This window comes from Streptomyces sp. NPDC026092, assembly GCF_040638605.1.
Lineage (GTDB): Bacteria > Actinomycetota > Actinomycetes > Streptomycetales > Streptomycetaceae > Streptomyces.
Genome location: NZ_JBEZYN010000004.1, coordinates 1 through 15,208, shown reverse-complemented (window position 1 = coordinate 15,208; position 15,208 = coordinate 1). Strand labels below are relative to the sequence as shown.

The window sequence follows — 15,208 nt, the reverse complement described above, 5'->3', positions numbered from 1 at the left end:
CGCCTGATCAGCCAAGACGTCTTGCCCGCACTCGCAATGGCAGCGGACGATTCGGCCATGAGACCCGAAGTGCAGACGTTCATCGCCGACGGCCCGCTCCCCGACGAGGACGCGACCGAGGAGGAACTCGAAGGGCGTGACCAGCAGCTCCGTGCGATCGCCAGGCCGGTCACGGGAGAGGAGGCCAAGGCGCTCGTCGCCTGCTTCGGCCCGGACGACTGCTACGGGATCGGGTGGTCCCTCCTGCACCTCATCGAGACCGGCCCGAACCCCGTGCTGGCCACCGATCCTGGACCGGACGCCAACGAGTGGCACCAACGGCTCTACCTCCGCGCCGTGAACGGAGGGCTCATCCCCTGAACTCGAAGGCGGAGCGAGACGAGGTGGCTTTGAGTGAAGTCCCCCTGGAAGTCTTCTTTCGGGTGAACGTCCTCCCATTCCATGACAGTTGAATATGCCATCGGCCTAGCGTCCCTGGTGGAGGTGGTGCTCGATGGACGACGACGAGCAGCGGTACGGGGACGCGGACGCGATCGACATCGGCGACTTCGTGCTCGCCGCGACCGGTGCGCGGGTGCGGCGGCTGACGATGCCGGACGGGACGCACTGGTTTCCCGCCGCCGACGCCGCGGGGCAGCTGGGGTACGTCAACACCCGGCAGGCGGTGCTCGTCCATGTGGCGGCCGCCCGGCAGCGGATGCTCGGCGAGCTCGTGCGCGGGGTCTGCGGGGAGGAGGTCGCGCGTGTGCTCGCGGGGAGCGGGCTGCGCAAGTCGATGAAGATGCTCGACCTCCAGGGGCTCGTCCAGCTCGTCATCGCCGGCACCAAGCCCGCTTGCGCGCCCTTCAAGGCCTGGGTCTCCGAGGTCGTCGCCGGCATCCAGCGCGACGGTTCGTACGGCCTCGAACCCTCGACCGCCCACTGGGGGTACGTCATGCCTCCCCAGCTCGTCGACATCGTCGTACGGGCCGAGACGGACGCCGGGTTCCTCAACGTTCCCGTTCAGCGTTCACGCCACTCCGTCTCGCCGCAGGAGCTCCTCGACTCCTGGCAGGCCGACCACCGCGCGGTCACGGGTGACGTGCACGCCGTCGCCGCCTGCCTCGCCCCCGCCCTCGTGCGCGGCGGCGCCCGGTACCGCCTCGAGGACATCGCCCGGCGCACCGGGCTCGCCGTCGAGCGCGTACGCGACTGCGTCGGGCTCCTCGTCGAGCGCGGCTGCGTCCGGGAGAGCGCCGTCGCCGACGACGGGGCGCGGATCTATCTCCTGCCGTAGGCAGGATTTACGTTCCGCCGTGGGGGACGGCCAACCCTGTCCGGGACCGCCACCACCTGGGCCTCGTCCGCGTACACGATCCTTCGCCGACAGCCTGCTCTCCCGCGCCAGCCCGTTCGTCAGGGCGAAGACGCCCGGGAAGTGGCCCCGCCCGCTTCTCGTCGGGGACTGGAAACGGACGTACACGACGGACTCGGGGAGACTGGGCACGCTCACGAGACTAGGGCGGAGGAGGCTGCGCGTGGTGTGGCGGTGTGCCGGGATGCGGTGGGCCGGTGGTGTGCCCGGTCTGCGCTGGGAAGGCGGGCGCGTGTCCCCGCTCGCGTACGGGCAGGTCCTCGCCTTCCGTGCCGTCGGGCCCCGGCTCTGCCCCGGCGCCCGCGCGAACCCCTGCCCCCTCGCCGCGACCGTCCCCGCCCGCGCCACCGGCGGCCAGTGCCCCGAGTGCGCCCGCCTCGACCGGGCCCACTCCGTCGCCGCCGACACCATCGCCGACGACCCCCGGCCGTACCGCGTGTACCTCGCCTGGTTCGGGCCCGGCATGACCAAGGTCGGGATCACCGCCGAGGAGCGCGGCGACGCCCGCCTCCTGGAGCAGGGCGCCGTCGCCTTCAGCTGGCTCGGGCGCGGGCCGCTCATGGCCGCCCGCCGGACCGAGGAACTGCTGCGGCACGCCCTCAAGGTGCCCGACCGGATTCCGTACGACCGAAAGCGCGCCGTACGGCACGACCTGCCCGGCCCCGACGCGCGCCGCCGCGAGATCGAGGAGCTGTACGGGCGGGCCATCGCGCTCGCCGGATGGGCCGAGACCCTGGAACGGCTGGAGTTCCGCGCGTACGACCACGGCGAGGCCTTCGGGCTCGCCGCGCTGCCGCCGCTCTCCGGCACCGTCACCGAACTCGTCGACGGCGGCGTCGTCGCCGGCCGCCTCCTCGCCGCCGCCGGGCCCGACCTCCACATCCTCGCCGAAGGCGACGGGCGCGACCATCGCGGCGGGCGCTGCCTCGCCCTCGACACCCGGCTCGTGCGCGGGTGGGCGCTGGTGAATCCGGGCGTCGAGACCGCGGCCTCCGTCACCGTGCCTGTGAGGAGCGTCGACCTCGACTTCCAGGAGACGCTCTTCCCGCCCTGACCGCCCGGAGTAAAGACTTGGATCCCTTCCGGCGGCCCTTATGGACACGCCCACCCCGCCCGGCGGAGGGTGATCCACATGACCCCGAACCTGGTGGCGGGCCTCGAACCGCCCTACTACACCGCTGTCTTCACCTCGATCCGTCCCGAAGCTCCCGAGGGATACGCCGAGACCGGCGCCCGTATGCAGGAGATCGTCAGCAGCCTTCCCGGCTTCCTCGGGTACGAGTCCGCCCGTACCCCCGGCGGCATCGCCATCTCCGTCGCGTACTTCCGCGACCTGGCCTCCCTCGACGCCTGGCGGGACAACGCCGAGCACCGGGCCGCGAAGCGGCGCGGGCGGGAGGAGTGGTACGAGAGCTACAGCCTTCACATCGGCAAGGTCGAGCGGAGTTACGGCTTTGAGCGCTGAGTCGGCACGGGAGGGTGAGACGCCACGCGAGGGGGAGACGCCGCGGGAGTTCGCCTCGCGGCTCGGCATCCCCGGGTTCGTCGACGTCCACACCCACTTCATGCCCCAGAACGTCCTCGACAAGGTCTGGGCCTACTTCGACGCCGTCGGTCCCCTGACCGGTGTCGAGTGGCCGATCACCTACCGCGAGGAGGAGGAGCGCCGGGTGGCGCTCCTCCGGGAGTTCGGGGTACTCGCCTTCACCTCGATGCTCTATCCGCACAAGGCCGGCATGGCCGAGTGGCTCAACAGCTGGGCCGCCGACTTCGCCGCCCGTACGCCCGACTGCCTCCACACCGCCACCCTCTACGCCGAACCGGGCGCGACCGCGTACGTCGAGCGGGCGCTCGACTCCGGCGCCCTTGTCTTCAAGGTGCACCTTCAGGTGGGGGGATTCGATCCCAACGAGGCTTCGCTCGACAGTAGTTGGGGAGCGCTTGCCGATGCGCGCGTGCCCGTCGTCGTCCACTGCGGCTCCGGGCCCGTCCCCGGCAAGTTCACCGGGCCCGGGCCCATGGGGCAGCTCCTCGCCCGGCACCCCCGGCTGCGGGTGATCGTCGCGCACATGGGGATGCCCGAGTACGCCGACTTCCTCGACCTCGCCGAGCGGTACGACGGCGTCCACCTGGACACCACCATGGCCTTCACCGACTTCAGCGAGCGCCTCGCGCCGTTCCCCGTCGCCGAGCTTCCCCGGCTGCGGGAGCTGCGGGACCGTATCCTCCTCGGCACCGACTTCCCCAACATCCCCTACCCGTACGTCCACCAGCTCCACGCCCTCGAACGCCTCGGGCTCGGTGACGACTGGCTGCGGAGTGTTCTGTACGGGAATGGGGCCGCGCTCCTCTCCGTCGTCTGAGGTCTGAGGCCTGAGGCGCTACTTCTCAGGGAATTCACAGGGAACGGAAAGGGAGATCTCAGTACGCCCCTCCACCGTTGTCCCATGACACCCGCGACCAAGCCCCAGGGGCGTACCGACATGCTCCGGCCCGACGGTTCCGCCGTCCGCGTCCTCGTCGTGGACGACGAGGCCTCGCTCGCCGAGCTGCTCTCGATGGCCCTGCGCTACGAGGGCTGGCAGGTCGACAGCGCGGGCGACGGGGCCTCGGCGCTGCGCGTGGCCCGGGCGTTCCGGCCCGACGCCGTGGTCCTCGACGTCATGCTCCCCGACATGGACGGGCTCTCCCTCCTCGGCCGGCTCCGGCGCGACCTGCCCGAGGTGCCGGTGCTCTTCCTGACCGCCAAGGACGCCGTGGAGGACCGGATCGCCGGGCTCACGGCCGGCGGCGACGACTACGTCACCAAGCCGTTCAGCCTGGAGGAGGTCGTGGCGCGGCTGCGCGGTCTGATCCGGCGGTCCGGCACCGCCCAGGCGCGCAGCGAGTCGGTGCTCGTCGTCGGGGACCTGACCCTGGACGAGGACAGCCACGAGGTCACGCGCGGGGGCGAATCGATCCACCTCACCGCGACCGAGTTCGAGCTGCTCCGCTACCTGATGCGCAATCCGCGCCGGGTGCTCAGCAAGGCCCAGATCCTCGACCGGGTGTGGTCGTACGACTTCGGCGGCCAGGCCAACGTCGTCGAGCTGTACATCTCCTACCTCCGCCGGAAGCTCGACGCCGGGCGCGCCCCGATGATCCACACGCGGCGCGGTGCGGGCTATCTGATCAAGCCGGGGGAGTAGGAAGCCGGGGAGTGGGAGAAGTACGTCCGATGTTCCGGTCGCCCCGGTCGTGGTCGCTCCGTACGCGGCTCGTCGTCTCCGCCGTCACCCTCATCGCGATCGTCTCCGCCGTCATCGGGACGGTCACGACGATAGCCTTCCGGTCGTACCTGTACGACCAGGCCGACGACCAGCTGCGGAACGTCGCGAACCGCGCGCAGGGCCCGCCGCCCTCGATGCGCGTCTCCGGGGCCCCCGACCGCGACCCGCTCGCCTTCGTCCTCGGTCCCGGCGCCCCGCTCGGCACGGTCGGCGCGGTGGTCGGAGAGGGCGGCACGCTGGGCGCGGCCGACCGTTCCGTCGAGATAGAGCAGGCCGGGTACGGGCCGAAGGCCACCGTCAACCCGCTCGACGACGCGCAGCGCGCCGCGCTCGCCGGGGCGTCCCGCGACGGGCGGCCGCACACCGTCGAGCTGCCGGGGCTCGGCGACTACCGCGTCTCGTACGTCTCCGGGCGCGACGCCGACGTCCTCGTCGGCCTGCCCCTCGAGGAGCTCCAGGGCTCGCTCTCCACCCTCATCCTCGTCGAGGTGAGCGTCACGGGCGCCGGTCTCCTCGCCGCCTCGCTCGCCGGGAGCGCCGCCGTCGGGATCGCGCTGCGTCCGCTCCGGAGGGTCGCCGCGACCGCCACCCAGGTCTCCGAACTGACCCTCCACAGCGGCGAACCCGCGCTCCACCACCGCGTCCCCGAGGCCGATCCGCGGACCGAGGTCGGGCAGGTGGGAGCCGCCATCAACCGGATGCTCGACCATGTCCACTCGGCGCTCCACGCGCGCCAGCAGAGCGAGACGCGGGTACGGCAGTTCGTCGCCGACGCCAGTCACGAGCTGCGCACCCCGCTGGCCTCGATCCGCGGCTACGCGGAGCTGACCCGGCGCGGCCGCGAGGAGTGCGGGCCCGACACCCGGCACGCGCTCGGGCGCATCGAGTCCGAGGCGACCCGGATGACCGGGCTCGTGGAGGACCTGCTGCTCCTCGCCCGGCTCGACGCCGGACGCCCGCTCTCGTACGAGAGCACTGATCTCGCGCCCCTGGTCGTGGACGCCCTCTCCGACGCCCGCGCGGCCGGCCAGGACCACAAGTGGCGGCTCGAACTGCCCGACGGTGGGGAGGGGGGTGCCGTGACCGTACGGGGCGACGGCGCCCGGCTCCACCAGGTGCTGCTCAACCTCCTCGGCAACTCCCGTACCCACACCCCACCCGGCACGACCGTCACCGCCCGCGTACGCGCCGAGGGCGGCTCCGCGCTCGTCGAGGTCGAGGACGACGGGCCCGGCATCCCGGCCGAGCTGCTGCCCTCCGTCTTCGAACGGTTCGCCCGCGGCGACGCCGCCAGGACCCGCCGTAGCGAGGGCATGAGCAGCACCGGGCTCGGCCTCGCCATCGTGCGTGCGGTGGTGGTCGCGCACGGCGGTGACGTGGAGGTCAGCAGCCGGCCGGGGCGGACCGTTTTCGTCGTACGGCTGCCACGGGCAACGTAGTTCGGGCGTCCGGTCTCGACTCACAGCCTGCCCACAGGCTGAGCACACAGCCGTGACAGCCGCCCTGGCGAGGGTCTGTGTCATGCGAACCCAAACGATCGCGGGCCCCGACTCCGGTATGGGCGCCCTCCCCGCCCGGGAGCATCTCCCCGCCCGGGAGCACTTCCCCGTCGGAGCGGCCGGCGGCACGACCGGCGGGCGGCCCGTTCTCGACGTGGTCATCCCCGTCTACAACGAGGAGAAGGACCTGGAGCCGTGCGTCCTGCGGCTCCACGACCACCTCACCCGGACCTTCCCGTACGGCTTTCGCGTCACGATCGCCGACAACGCCTCCACCGACCGGACCCCCGAGGTGGCTGTGGCGCTCGCCGAGAAGCTGCCGGAGGTGCGGTCCGTACGGCTGGAGCAGAAGGGGCGCGGCCGGGCGCTGCGTACGGTCTGGTCGCAGTCGGACGCGCCCGTCCTCGCGTACATGGACGTGGACCTGTCCACCGACCTCAACGCGCTCCTCCCGCTCGTCGCGCCGCTCATCTCCGGCCACTCCGATCTCGCGATCGGCTCCCGGCTCGCCCGCTCCTCGCGGGTCGTGCGCGGGCCGAAGCGGGAGTTCATCTCGCGCGCCTACAACCTGATCCTGCGCGGCTCGCTCGCCGCCCGGTTCTCCGACGCGCAGTGCGGGTTCAAGGCGATAAGGGGCGAGGTCGCCGAGCGGCTGCTGCCGATGGTCGAGGACACCGGCTGGTTCTTCGACACCGAGATGCTGGTCCTCGCCGAGCGCGCCGGGCTCCGCATCCACGAGGTGCCCGTCGACTGGGTCGACGACCCCGACTCCACCGTCCACATCGTGAAGACCGCGACGGACGACCTGAAGGGCGTCTGGCGGGTCGGCCGGGCGCTCGCGACCGGTTCCCTGCCGCTCGACCGGCTCGCCCGCCCCTTCGGCGACGACCCGCGCGACCGCCAACTGACGGGCGTACCGGGCGGACTGGCCCGGCAGCTCGTCGGCTTCTGCGCCGTCGGCGCGCTGTCCACCCTCTTCTACCTCGCCCTGTACTCGGCCTTCCGGCTCGGGGTCGGCTCCCAACTCGCCAATGCAGCTGCTCTGTTGGTCTCCGCCGTCGCCAATACGGCCGCCAACCGCCGCCTCACCTTCGGCGTACGGGGCCGGGACCGGGCCGTACGCCACCAGGCGCAGGGGCTCGTCGTCTTCGGCATCGGCCTCGCCCTGACGAGCGGCTCGCTCGCCGCGCTCGGCGCGGCCACCGGCGACCCGGCGCACTCCACCGAACTCGCCGTCCTGATCGTCGCCAACCTCGCCGCGACCGTCCTGCGCTTCCTCCTCTTCCGGCTCTGGGTCTTCCCGGACGCCTCCCTCTCCTCCTCATCAAGGAACACCCGATGACGACGACCACGACCTCGGTCGCGCACAGCGCGGGGGCGCACGCCGCCCCGCCCCGCAGCCGCCCCGCCCGCCTCTGGCGCGGCCGGACCGAGGACGCACCCTGGGTGCGCCCCGCGTTCCTGGCCCTCCTCGCCGTCACCACCGCGCTCTACGTCTGGAACCTGAGCGCCTCCGGTTACGCCAACTCCTTCTACTCCGCCGCCGTCCAGGCCGGCAGCGAGAGCTGGAAGGCCTTCTTCTTCGGCTCGCTCGACGCGGCCAACGCCATCACCGTCGACAAGCCGCCGGCCGCGCTCTGGCCGATGGCCCTGTCCGTGCGCCTCTTCGGGCTCGGCTCCTGGCAGATCCTGCTGCCGGAGGTGCTGATGGGGGTGGCGACGGTCGCCGTCCTGTACGCGGCGGTACGGCGCCGGTTCGGCGCGGGCGCCGGGCTGGTCGCGGGCGCGGTCCTCGCGCTCACCCCGGTCGCGGCGCTGATGTTCCGCTTCAACAACCCGGACGCGCTGCTGGCACTGCTGATGACCGTTGCCGTGTACTGCGTACTGCGCGCACTCGAGGACGCGAAGAGCGGGGCGAAGTGGCTGGTGTGGGCGGGGGTCGCGTTCGGCCTCGCGTTCCTCGCGAAGACGCTCCAGGCGTTCCTGATCCTGCCGCCGCTCGCGGTCGTGTACGCGGTGTGCGCACCGGCCGGGTTCGGTCGCCGGATGGGCCAACTGGCGCTCGGCGGGCTCGCGATGATCGTGTCGGCCGGCTGGTGGGTGGCGCTCGTCGAGCTCTGGCCGACGGGCTCCCGCCCGTACATCGGTGGCTCGCAGAACAACAGCTTCCTGGAGCTCACCTTCGGCTACAACGGGCTCGGCCGGATCAACGGCAACGAGACCGGCAGCGTGGGTGGTGGCGGTGGTGGCGGTGGTGGCCGCGGGGGCGGTGGCTGGGGTGAGACCGGCATCGGGCGGATGTTCAACGACGCCGTCGGCGGCCAGATCTCCTGGCTGCTGCCCGCCGCGCTGATCCTGCTCGTGGCCGGTCTGGTGATCACCTGGCGCTCGTCCCGTACGGACACGGCCCGGTCCGCGTTCCTGGTCTGGGGCGGTTCGCTGCTGATCACGCTGGCCGTGTTCAGCTTCATGGCCGGCATCTTCCACGAGTACTACACGGTGGCCCTCGCCCCGTACGTCGCCGCTCTCGTCGGTATGGGCGCGAGCGTGCTGTGGGAGGAACGAGGCCGGTTCCTCGCCTCGGCGGCCCTCGCGGTGACGGTCGCGGCGACGGCGGTCTGGGCGTACGTCCTGCTCGGCCGGACGCCCGACTGGCTGCCGTGGCTGCGCTGGACGGTCCTGATCGCGGGTTCGCTCGCCGCGCTCGGCCTGCTGCTTGCCGGCCGGCTCGACCGGCGCATCGGGCTCGGGATCGCGGGCCTCGGTCTGGCGGCGGGGCTCGCGGGGCCGTTCGCGTACACCCTGGAGACGCTGAGCACCGGCCACCAGGGCTCGATCGTGACCGCCGGACCTGCGGGCGGGCGGGGGATGGGCGGGCCGGGTGGTGGCATGGGCGGTGGTCGGGTGCCGGGTGGTGCTGACGGCGCCGGCGGCGAGGGCGGCATGCGGATGGGGCAGGGGCCCGGTGGCCAGGGGCAGATGCCTGGCGGGACCCCGCCGCAGGGGCAGATGCCCGGTGGTCAGGGTCAGGGGCAGGGCCAGGGGCAGATGCCCGGCGGCACCCCGCCTCGAGGCGCCATGGAGCGCGGTGGATTCGGTGGTGGCGGTGGCGGAGGCGGCATGGGCGGTCTCCTCAACGGAGCCTCCGTCGGCGCGAAGGCCAAGGCCGCGCTCCTCGCGGACGCCGACGACTACACCTGGGTCGCGGCCGCGATCGGCGCGCAGAACGCCGCCAGCTACCAGCTCGCCACCGAGAAGCCGGTGATGGCCATCGGCGGCTTCAACGGCAGCGACCCGTCCCCGACCCTCGCCCAGTTCAAGCAGTACGTGGCCCAGGGCAAGATCCACTACTTCGTCGGCGGAGGCGGCGGCGGAGGCGAAGGCGGCGGCATGGGCGGTGGCATGGGCGGAGGCGGCTCGGAGATCTCTAGCTGGGTCTCGTCCACCTTCCAGGAGGTCACCGTCGACGGCGCCACGCTCTACGACCTGACGGCCCCCAAGTAATCGCTATACAGCGTACGAGAGTCCCTTGTACGGTGTACGAGCCCAAGCCCCGTACACCGTACAAGGAGTGCTGTCCATGACGGCGACGACCACCGAGTCCTCACCCCCCGCCGCCACCGGCGGCCACCCGCAGCGCTGGCTGATCCTCGGCGTCATCTGCCTGGCCCAGCTCACCGTGCTGCTCGACAACACCGTCCTCAGCGTCGCCATCCCCTCGCTGACCTCGGAGCTCAACGCCTCCACCAGCGACATCCAGTGGATGATCAACGCCTACTCGCTCGTCCAGTCCGGCCTGCTGCTCACCGCCGGCAACGCCGCCGACCGCTACGGCCGCAAGAAGCTCCTCGCCCTTGGCCTCGCGCTCTTCGGCCTCGGCTCGCTCGCCGCCGGACTCGCCGAGTCCACCGGCCAGCTGATCGCCGCCCGGGCCGGCATGGGCGTCGGCGGGGCGCTGCTCATGACCACCACGCTCGCCGTCGTCATGCAGATCTTCGACGACTCCGAGCGGGTCAAGGCCATCGCCCTCTGGTCCACCGTCAGCTCGCTCGGCTTCGCCGCCGGACCGCTGATCGGCGGCGTCATCCTCAACCACTACTGGTGGGGAATGATCTTCCTCATCAACATCCCGGTCGCGGCTCTAGGGCTCGTCGCCGTACTCAAGCTCGTACCGGAGTCGAAGAACCCGCAGGGCGACCGCCCCGACCTGCTCGGCGCGCTGCTCTCCACCATCGGCATGGTGGCGGTCGTGTACGCGATCATCACCGGCCCCGAGCACGGCTGGACCTCGGCGGAGGTGCTGGTCCCGGCCGCCGTCGGTGTCCTCGTCCTCGGCGCCTTCGCACTGTGGGAGCTGCGCATTCCGTACCCCATGCTCGACATGCACTTCTTCCGGAACCAGAAGTTCATCGGCGCCATCGGCGGTTCGCTGCTCGTCGTCTTCGGCATGGGCGGCTCGCTCTTCCTCCTCACCCAGCACCTGCAGTTCGTCCTCGGCTACGAGCCGCTGGAGGCCGGTCTGCGGATGGCCCCGCTCGCCCTGACGATCGTCGGCCTCAACCTGACCGGCCTCGGCCCGCGCCTCGTCATGAAGATCGGTACGCCTCCGGCCGTCCTGCTCGGCATGACGCTCGTCTCCGGCGGTCTGCTGTCGATCGCCGTGCTCGGCGGCGGTACGGACGGGAGTTACTGGGGCATGCTGCTCGGCCTCGTCCTGATGGGCGCGGGCATCGCGGTCTCCTCCCCGGCCATGGCCAACGCGATCATGAGCGCCATCCCGCCGGAGAAGGCGGGCGTGGGCGCCGGAATCAACGGCACCCTCGCCGAGTTCGGCAACGGCCTGGGCGTCGCCGTCCTCGGCGCCGTACTCAACGCCCGGTTCGCGGCGCTCGTCGCGGTCACCGCGACCTCGCTGCCCGCAGCGCTCGCGGCGGCGGGGAGCGACGCCGAGCGGGCGGCGATCTCGGACGCGTTCGCCTCCGGGCTCCAGACCAGCCAGCTGGTCGGCGCGATCTCCGTCTTCGCCGGCGGTCTGCTGGCTGCGGCGCTGCTCAAGCGGGCGGAGCGGTCGGAGGAGAAGGCGCAGGGGAAGCCGGAGGAGAAGGCGCAGGAGAAGCCGGAGGAGCGGTCGGAGAAGACGGCGGCGGCTGAATAGCATGGTGACGGTGAAGGACCGCTGAACGTGAGCACACGGAGGAACGCGATGGTCAAGGCCGCCGACCGGGCCAAGAACCCGGCGCGTTCCAGCGTGTGGCTGGAGCAGCGCACTCCGCGCAGCGGAGGCGGCCCGGCCGGCCTCGACCGCGAACGGATCGTGACGACCTCGATCCGGATGCTGGACGAGGAGGGCCTGGCCGGCCTCTCCATGCGCAAGCTGGCGACCGAACTGGGCGTCACGGCCATGTCCCTGTACTGGTACGTGGACACCAAGGACGACATCATCGAGTTCGCCGTCGACTCCGTGTACGGGGAGATCGACCTCGGCGCGGTCGACGCCGCCGGGGACTGGCAGAACCGGATCCGCGTACTCGCCCTGGACTACCGGCGGATGCTGGTGCGCCATCCGTGGATGTCGCCGATCGCCGGCCAGTACCTGAACATCGGCCCGCACGCCATCGCCGTCGGCGCCAAGATCCAGGAGGCGATCCGGGACACCGGCCTGCCGGTGAGCCGGCAGCCGAGCGCCATGTCGTCCGTCTTCCAGTTCGTGTACGGGTACGGGACGATGGAGTCCCAGTTCGGGCGCCGTGCGGCCGAGGTCGGCATGTCGCAGGACGACTTCTACGGCGAGGCGATCAAGGCCTTCCGCGACGACCCGAACTTCGTCGAAGCGCTCGAACCGATGACGGAACTCCTCGACGAGCGGGCCTCGCACGGCAGCGTCACCGAGATCTGGGACCGCGACTTCGACTACGCCCTCGACGTGCTGGTCGCGGGGATCGAGGTCATGGTCGCGCGGGAGACTCAGGAAGCTCGGGAGGCTCAGTAAGAGCGGACATGACGGAGCGGCGGGCCGTCCCCTGCCCGCCGCTCCGTACTCGACCCGGCCGCGCCTCCGCTCGAAGCGCGGCCGGGAGTCTTTGTCAGCCTTCCGCGGCCGTGCTGCTGCTCGTGCTGTTGCTCTTCAGCGCGACCTCCTTGATGAAGAGCGTCACCACGAAGGCGAGCAGCGCGAACGGCGCCGAGTAGAGGAAGACATCCGCGACACCGTGTCCGTACGCGCTCTCCATGACCGTACGGATCGGAGCCGGCAGCGCGTCCATGTCCGGGATCGAGCCGGAGCCCGCCCCGCCGCCCTGGCCCATCGCCGCGGCGGCCTTCGGGCCGAGTTCGGCCATGCCGTCCTTGACGTAGTCGGTGACCCGGTGGGCCATGACCGCGCCGAGCGCCGAGACACCGACCGCACCGCCGAGGGAACGGAAGAAGGTGACGACGGAGGAAGCGACGCCGAGGTCGGCCGGGGCGACCTGGTTCTGCGTGCAGAGCACCAGGTTCTGCATCATCATGCCGAGGCCGAGGCCGAGGACCGCCATGAAGAGCGCGATGTGCCAGTACGCGGTGTCGTAGCGGATGGTGCCGAGCAGCCCGAGACCACCGGCGGCCAGCGCGCCGCCGCTGACCAGCCAGGCCTTCCAGCGGCCGGTCTTGGTGATGACCATGCCGGAGACGGTCGAGGAGACGAACAGACCGGCGATCATCGGGATGGTCAGGACGCCGGACATCGTCGGCGACTCGTTCCGGGCCAGCTGGAAGTACTGGCTGAAGAAGACCGTGCCCGCGAACATCGCGACACCCACGAAGAGCGAGGCGAGCGAGGCGAGGGTGATGGTCCGGTTGCGGAAGAGGCGCAGCGGGATGATCGGCTCGCTGGCCTTGGACTCGATGAGGAGGAAGAGCGCGCCGAGGACAAGGGAACCGCCGACCATCGCGGCCGTCTGCCAGGACATCCAGTCGTACTTGTCGCCCGCGAAGGTCACCCAGATGAGGAGGAGCGACACGGCGGCGCTGATCATGAACGCGCCCGCCCAGTCGACCTTGACCTCGCGCTTCACGACCGGGAGCTTCAGCGTCTTCTGGAGGACGAGGAGCGCGATCAGCGCGAAGGGCACGCCGACGTAGAAGCACCAGCGCCAGCCGAGCCAGTCGGTGTCGGTGATGACGCCGCCGAGCAGCGGTCCGCCGACGGTGGCGACGGCGAAGGTGGCGCCGAGGTAGCCGCTGTACCGGCCGCGCTCACGCGGGGCGATCATCGCGGCCAGGATGATCTGGGAGAGCGCGGTCAGACCGCCGACGCCGACGCCCTGGACGACACGGCAGGCGATGAGCATGCCGGTGTTCTGGGAGAGACCGGCGACGACCGAGCCGGCGACGTAGATGATCAGGGCTATCTGGACGAGCAGCTTCTTGGAGACGAGGTCCGCGAGCTTGCCCCAGAGGGGGGTGGTCGCGGTCATCGAGAGAAGCGCGGCGGTGACGACCCAGGTGTACGCGGACTGGCCGCCGCCGAGGTCCTTGATGATCTCCGGCAGGGCGTTCGAGACGATCGTGGAGGACAGGATGGCGACGAACATGCCGAGCAGCAGCCCGGAGAGCGCCTCCATGATCTGACGGTGCGACATGGGTGCCGCACCGTCGGAGGGGTGGCCGCCCGCCTGTTTCGACGGGGCGGGTGTGGTCGTGGCCATGGACGTCCTTTGCTCTTACGTGGCGTGCTCGTGGAGTGCGTTGGGGGTGCGTTGGGGGTGCGTTGGGGGTGCGCCTACGCGTGGTGGGCGCGGCAGTCGCCGAAGGAGTCGCGGAGACGGGCGAGGAGGTGGGTGAGGAGTTCGACGTCGTCGTCGGACCAGTCCGCGAGGTTGCGGGTGAGCATCGCGGTCAGCCTGCGGTCGAGTTCGTCGAGCTTCTCCCTGCCCTCGGCGGTGAGGTGCAGGATCCGGGAGCGTCTGTCGGCGGGGTCGGGAAGCCGTTCGACCCAGCCGCGTTCGACGGTGTGGGAGACGTGCCGGCTGCTGACGGACATGTCGACCGCCATCCGCTCCGAGATCCGGCTCATCCGCATGTCCCCGTCGTGCTTGAGGAGGGCGAGGACGATGGCGGATCCACCGGGGCAGTCGACGGGCAGGGACCGTGCCATGCCGCGCTTGACCGCGCCGATGGCGCTCACCTGGCGGGCGAGGTTCTCGTACCGGTTGGGCTTGTCCACGACCTGTCCCATCTTGTTGCTTAGGGCAACCATAGAGATGGATGGTTGCTCCAGGCAAACTAAATCGGTCAAACCGCGCTAAAGAATCGGCAAAGGCGGGGAGGCTGTGTGTGGTGAAGGGCTGTGTGTGGTGAAGGAGAGGGAGACGTGCCGGACGAGTGCCGGACCGGTGCCAGATGGGACGGGGTGGAGGCCGGGGCTTGGGGGCGGGAGCCGGGGTTCGCTAGGGTCCAGGCTCATGGCACACAACCCCCAAGCACCGTACGGCCAGGGCCCCGGCCCCGAGGGCAACTACGACCCGGCCGGCAGCACCCAGATGTTCCGCGCCTTCGTCGACGAGGGCCCGCAGAGCGGCGGCGGCCGTCAGGCCGCGGCGCCCCAGCCCTCCGGCCCCCGCGTGGGCCTCATCGTCGGCGTGATCGCCGCGATCGTGGTCCTGGCGGCCGTGGGCTGGCTGGCCCTGGCCTGACAGCCGAACTCCGGCCTTGGGCCTGGCGCCCGACGTGAACCGTCACCGGAACCCTTCGGGGGCTCCGGTGACGGTCTTCCGGGCCGGATCGGCCGGGTTGGCCGGGTCAGTCGTATCGGCGCTGTCGGCCGTGTCGTCCCGCTACGGGCAGCTGTTGCGGAAGTCGCCGGTGTCGGTGGTGCAGGTGTCGATGCCGGTTCCGCCGTAGGCGGCGTCGTTGCCGGTGACGCTGTCGCGGGTGTCGAGGTTGTCGTTGCCGGCGTCGCCGTTGAGGCGGTCGTTGCCGCTCTGGCCGATCAGGCGGTCGGCTCCGTTGCCACCGTTGACCAGGTCGTTGCCGGGTCCGGCGTAGACGGTGTCGTTGCCGCCTCCGCCGTTGACGGTGTCGTGGCCGCTGAGCGCGCAGATGACGTC

At 71.3% G+C, this 15,208-nt stretch carries 14 protein-coding genes and 1 pseudogene; 12 read left to right on the top strand and 3 right to left on the bottom strand.

Annotation, left to right across the window (positions count from 1 at the left end):
- Positions 1–57: 57 nt before the first annotated feature.
- From AB0F56_RS07320 to AB0F56_RS07270, 11 genes are all read left to right on the top strand, one after another.
- The gene (locus AB0F56_RS07320; RefSeq protein WP_362005156.1) at positions 58–360 is read left to right on the top strand and encodes a hypothetical protein; all 303 of its coding nucleotides are present in this window, start codon (positions 58–60) and stop codon (positions 358–360) included.
- A gap of 133 nt (positions 361–493) precedes the next feature.
- On the top strand, positions 494–1,276 hold the full coding sequence (locus tag AB0F56_RS07315; protein WP_362005153.1) for a Bro-N domain-containing protein: 783 nt from the start codon (positions 494–496) through the stop codon (positions 1,274–1,276).
- A gap of 262 nt (positions 1,277–1,538) precedes the next feature.
- The gene (locus AB0F56_RS07310; RefSeq protein ID WP_362006093.1) at positions 1,539–2,408 is read left to right on the top strand and encodes a DUF2797 domain-containing protein; all 870 of its coding nucleotides are present in this window, start codon (positions 1,539–1,541) and stop codon (positions 2,406–2,408) included.
- Between the two features lie 78 nt (positions 2,409–2,486).
- Complete coding sequence (locus AB0F56_RS07305; RefSeq protein WP_362005150.1) at positions 2,487–2,819, top strand: antibiotic biosynthesis monooxygenase; 333 nt, start codon at positions 2,487–2,489, stop codon at positions 2,817–2,819.
- 67 nt (positions 2,820–2,886) lie between these two features.
- A complete protein-coding gene (locus AB0F56_RS07300; RefSeq protein ID WP_362006091.1) occupies positions 2,887–3,717 on the top strand; it encodes an amidohydrolase family protein in 831 nt (276 codons plus the stop codon).
- Between the two features lie 84 nt (positions 3,718–3,801).
- Positions 3,802–4,542 carry a response regulator transcription factor gene (locus tag AB0F56_RS07295; RefSeq protein WP_362005147.1) on the top strand — a complete coding sequence of 247 codons (741 nt, stop codon included), beginning with the start codon at positions 3,802–3,804 and terminating at the stop codon, positions 4,540–4,542.
- Between the two features lie 29 nt (positions 4,543–4,571).
- Positions 4,572–6,062 carry a HAMP domain-containing sensor histidine kinase gene (locus AB0F56_RS07290; protein WP_362005146.1) on the top strand — a complete coding sequence of 497 codons (1,491 nt, stop codon included), beginning with the start codon at positions 4,572–4,574 and terminating at the stop codon, positions 6,060–6,062.
- Between the two features lie 82 nt (positions 6,063–6,144).
- The gene (locus AB0F56_RS07285; protein WP_362005144.1) at positions 6,145–7,464 is read left to right on the top strand and encodes a bifunctional glycosyltransferase family 2/GtrA family protein; all 1,320 of its coding nucleotides are present in this window, start codon (positions 6,145–6,147) and stop codon (positions 7,462–7,464) included.
- Positions 7,461–9,626 carry a glycosyltransferase family 39 protein gene (locus tag AB0F56_RS07280; RefSeq protein ID WP_362005141.1) on the top strand — a complete coding sequence of 722 codons (2,166 nt, stop codon included), beginning with the start codon at positions 7,461–7,463 and terminating at the stop codon, positions 9,624–9,626. The genes AB0F56_RS07285 and AB0F56_RS07280 overlap by 4 nt, the downstream gene beginning before the upstream one ends.
- Before the next feature lie 76 nt (positions 9,627–9,702).
- Complete coding sequence (locus AB0F56_RS07275; protein WP_362005138.1) at positions 9,703–11,277, top strand: MFS transporter; 1,575 nt, start codon at positions 9,703–9,705, stop codon at positions 11,275–11,277.
- A gap of 48 nt (positions 11,278–11,325) precedes the next feature.
- The gene (locus AB0F56_RS07270) at positions 11,326–12,111 is read left to right on the top strand and encodes a TetR/AcrR family transcriptional regulator C-terminal domain-containing protein (RefSeq protein WP_362006088.1); all 786 of its coding nucleotides are present in this window, start codon (positions 11,326–11,328) and stop codon (positions 12,109–12,111) included.
- 94 nt (positions 12,112–12,205) lie between these two features.
- On the opposite strand, the gene AB0F56_RS07265 is transcribed toward AB0F56_RS07270, so the two are convergent.
- Both AB0F56_RS07265 and AB0F56_RS07260 read right to left on the bottom strand, forming a co-directional pair.
- A complete protein-coding gene (locus tag AB0F56_RS07265; RefSeq protein WP_362005136.1) occupies positions 12,206–13,807 on the bottom strand; it encodes an MDR family MFS transporter in 1,602 nt (533 codons plus the stop codon).
- Positions 13,808–13,881: 74 nt separating this feature from the next.
- Positions 13,882–14,325: a MarR family winged helix-turn-helix transcriptional regulator gene (locus AB0F56_RS07260; protein WP_362005133.1), complete on the bottom strand. Its 444-nt coding sequence runs from the start codon at positions 14,323–14,325 to the stop codon at positions 13,882–13,884.
- Between the two features lie 238 nt (positions 14,326–14,563).
- Between AB0F56_RS07260 and AB0F56_RS07255 the strand changes: the two genes are divergently transcribed.
- Positions 14,564–14,794 (top strand): hypothetical protein, encoded by a 231-nt coding sequence (locus AB0F56_RS07255; RefSeq protein WP_362005130.1) that lies wholly within the window; start codon positions 14,564–14,566, stop codon positions 14,792–14,794.
- 141 nt (positions 14,795–14,935) lie between these two features.
- Here AB0F56_RS07255 and AB0F56_RS07250 read toward each other — a convergent pair.
- Positions 14,936–15,208 (bottom strand): annotated as a pseudogene (locus AB0F56_RS07250) (calcium-binding protein); the annotation flags it as partial.

What these genes read in the sequence shown, in the direction of transcription:
- AB0F56_RS07255 (WP_362005130.1), top strand. Translation starts at nt 14,564, where the DNA reads ATGGCACACAACCCCCAAGCACCGTACGGCCAGGGCCCCGGCCCCGAG.
- AB0F56_RS07270 (WP_362006088.1), top strand. Translation starts at nt 11,326, where the DNA reads ATGGTCAAGGCCGCCGACCGGGCCAAGAACCCGGCGCGTTCCAGCGTG.
- AB0F56_RS07275 (WP_362005138.1), top strand. Translation starts at nt 9,703, where the DNA reads ATGACGGCGACGACCACCGAGTCCTCACCCCCCGCCGCCACCGGCGGC.
- AB0F56_RS07290 (WP_362005146.1), top strand. Translation starts at nt 4,572, where the DNA reads ATGTTCCGGTCGCCCCGGTCGTGGTCGCTCCGTACGCGGCTCGTCGTC.
- AB0F56_RS07320 (WP_362005156.1), top strand. Translation starts at nt 58, where the DNA reads ATGAGACCCGAAGTGCAGACGTTCATCGCCGACGGCCCGCTCCCCGAC.
- AB0F56_RS07285 (WP_362005144.1), top strand. Translation starts at nt 6,145, where the DNA reads ATGCGAACCCAAACGATCGCGGGCCCCGACTCCGGTATGGGCGCCCTC.
- AB0F56_RS07265 (WP_362005136.1), bottom strand. Translation starts at nt 13,807, where the DNA reads ATGGCCACGACCACACCCGCCCCGTCGAAACAGGCGGGCGGCCACCCC.
- AB0F56_RS07295 (WP_362005147.1), top strand. Translation starts at nt 3,802, where the DNA reads ATGACACCCGCGACCAAGCCCCAGGGGCGTACCGACATGCTCCGGCCC.
- AB0F56_RS07305 (WP_362005150.1), top strand. Translation starts at nt 2,487, where the DNA reads ATGACCCCGAACCTGGTGGCGGGCCTCGAACCGCCCTACTACACCGCT.
- AB0F56_RS07310 (WP_362006093.1), top strand. Translation starts at nt 1,539, where the DNA reads ATGCGGTGGGCCGGTGGTGTGCCCGGTCTGCGCTGGGAAGGCGGGCGC.
- AB0F56_RS07315 (WP_362005153.1), top strand. Translation starts at nt 494, where the DNA reads ATGGACGACGACGAGCAGCGGTACGGGGACGCGGACGCGATCGACATC.
- AB0F56_RS07280 (WP_362005141.1), top strand. Translation starts at nt 7,461, where the DNA reads ATGACGACGACCACGACCTCGGTCGCGCACAGCGCGGGGGCGCACGCC.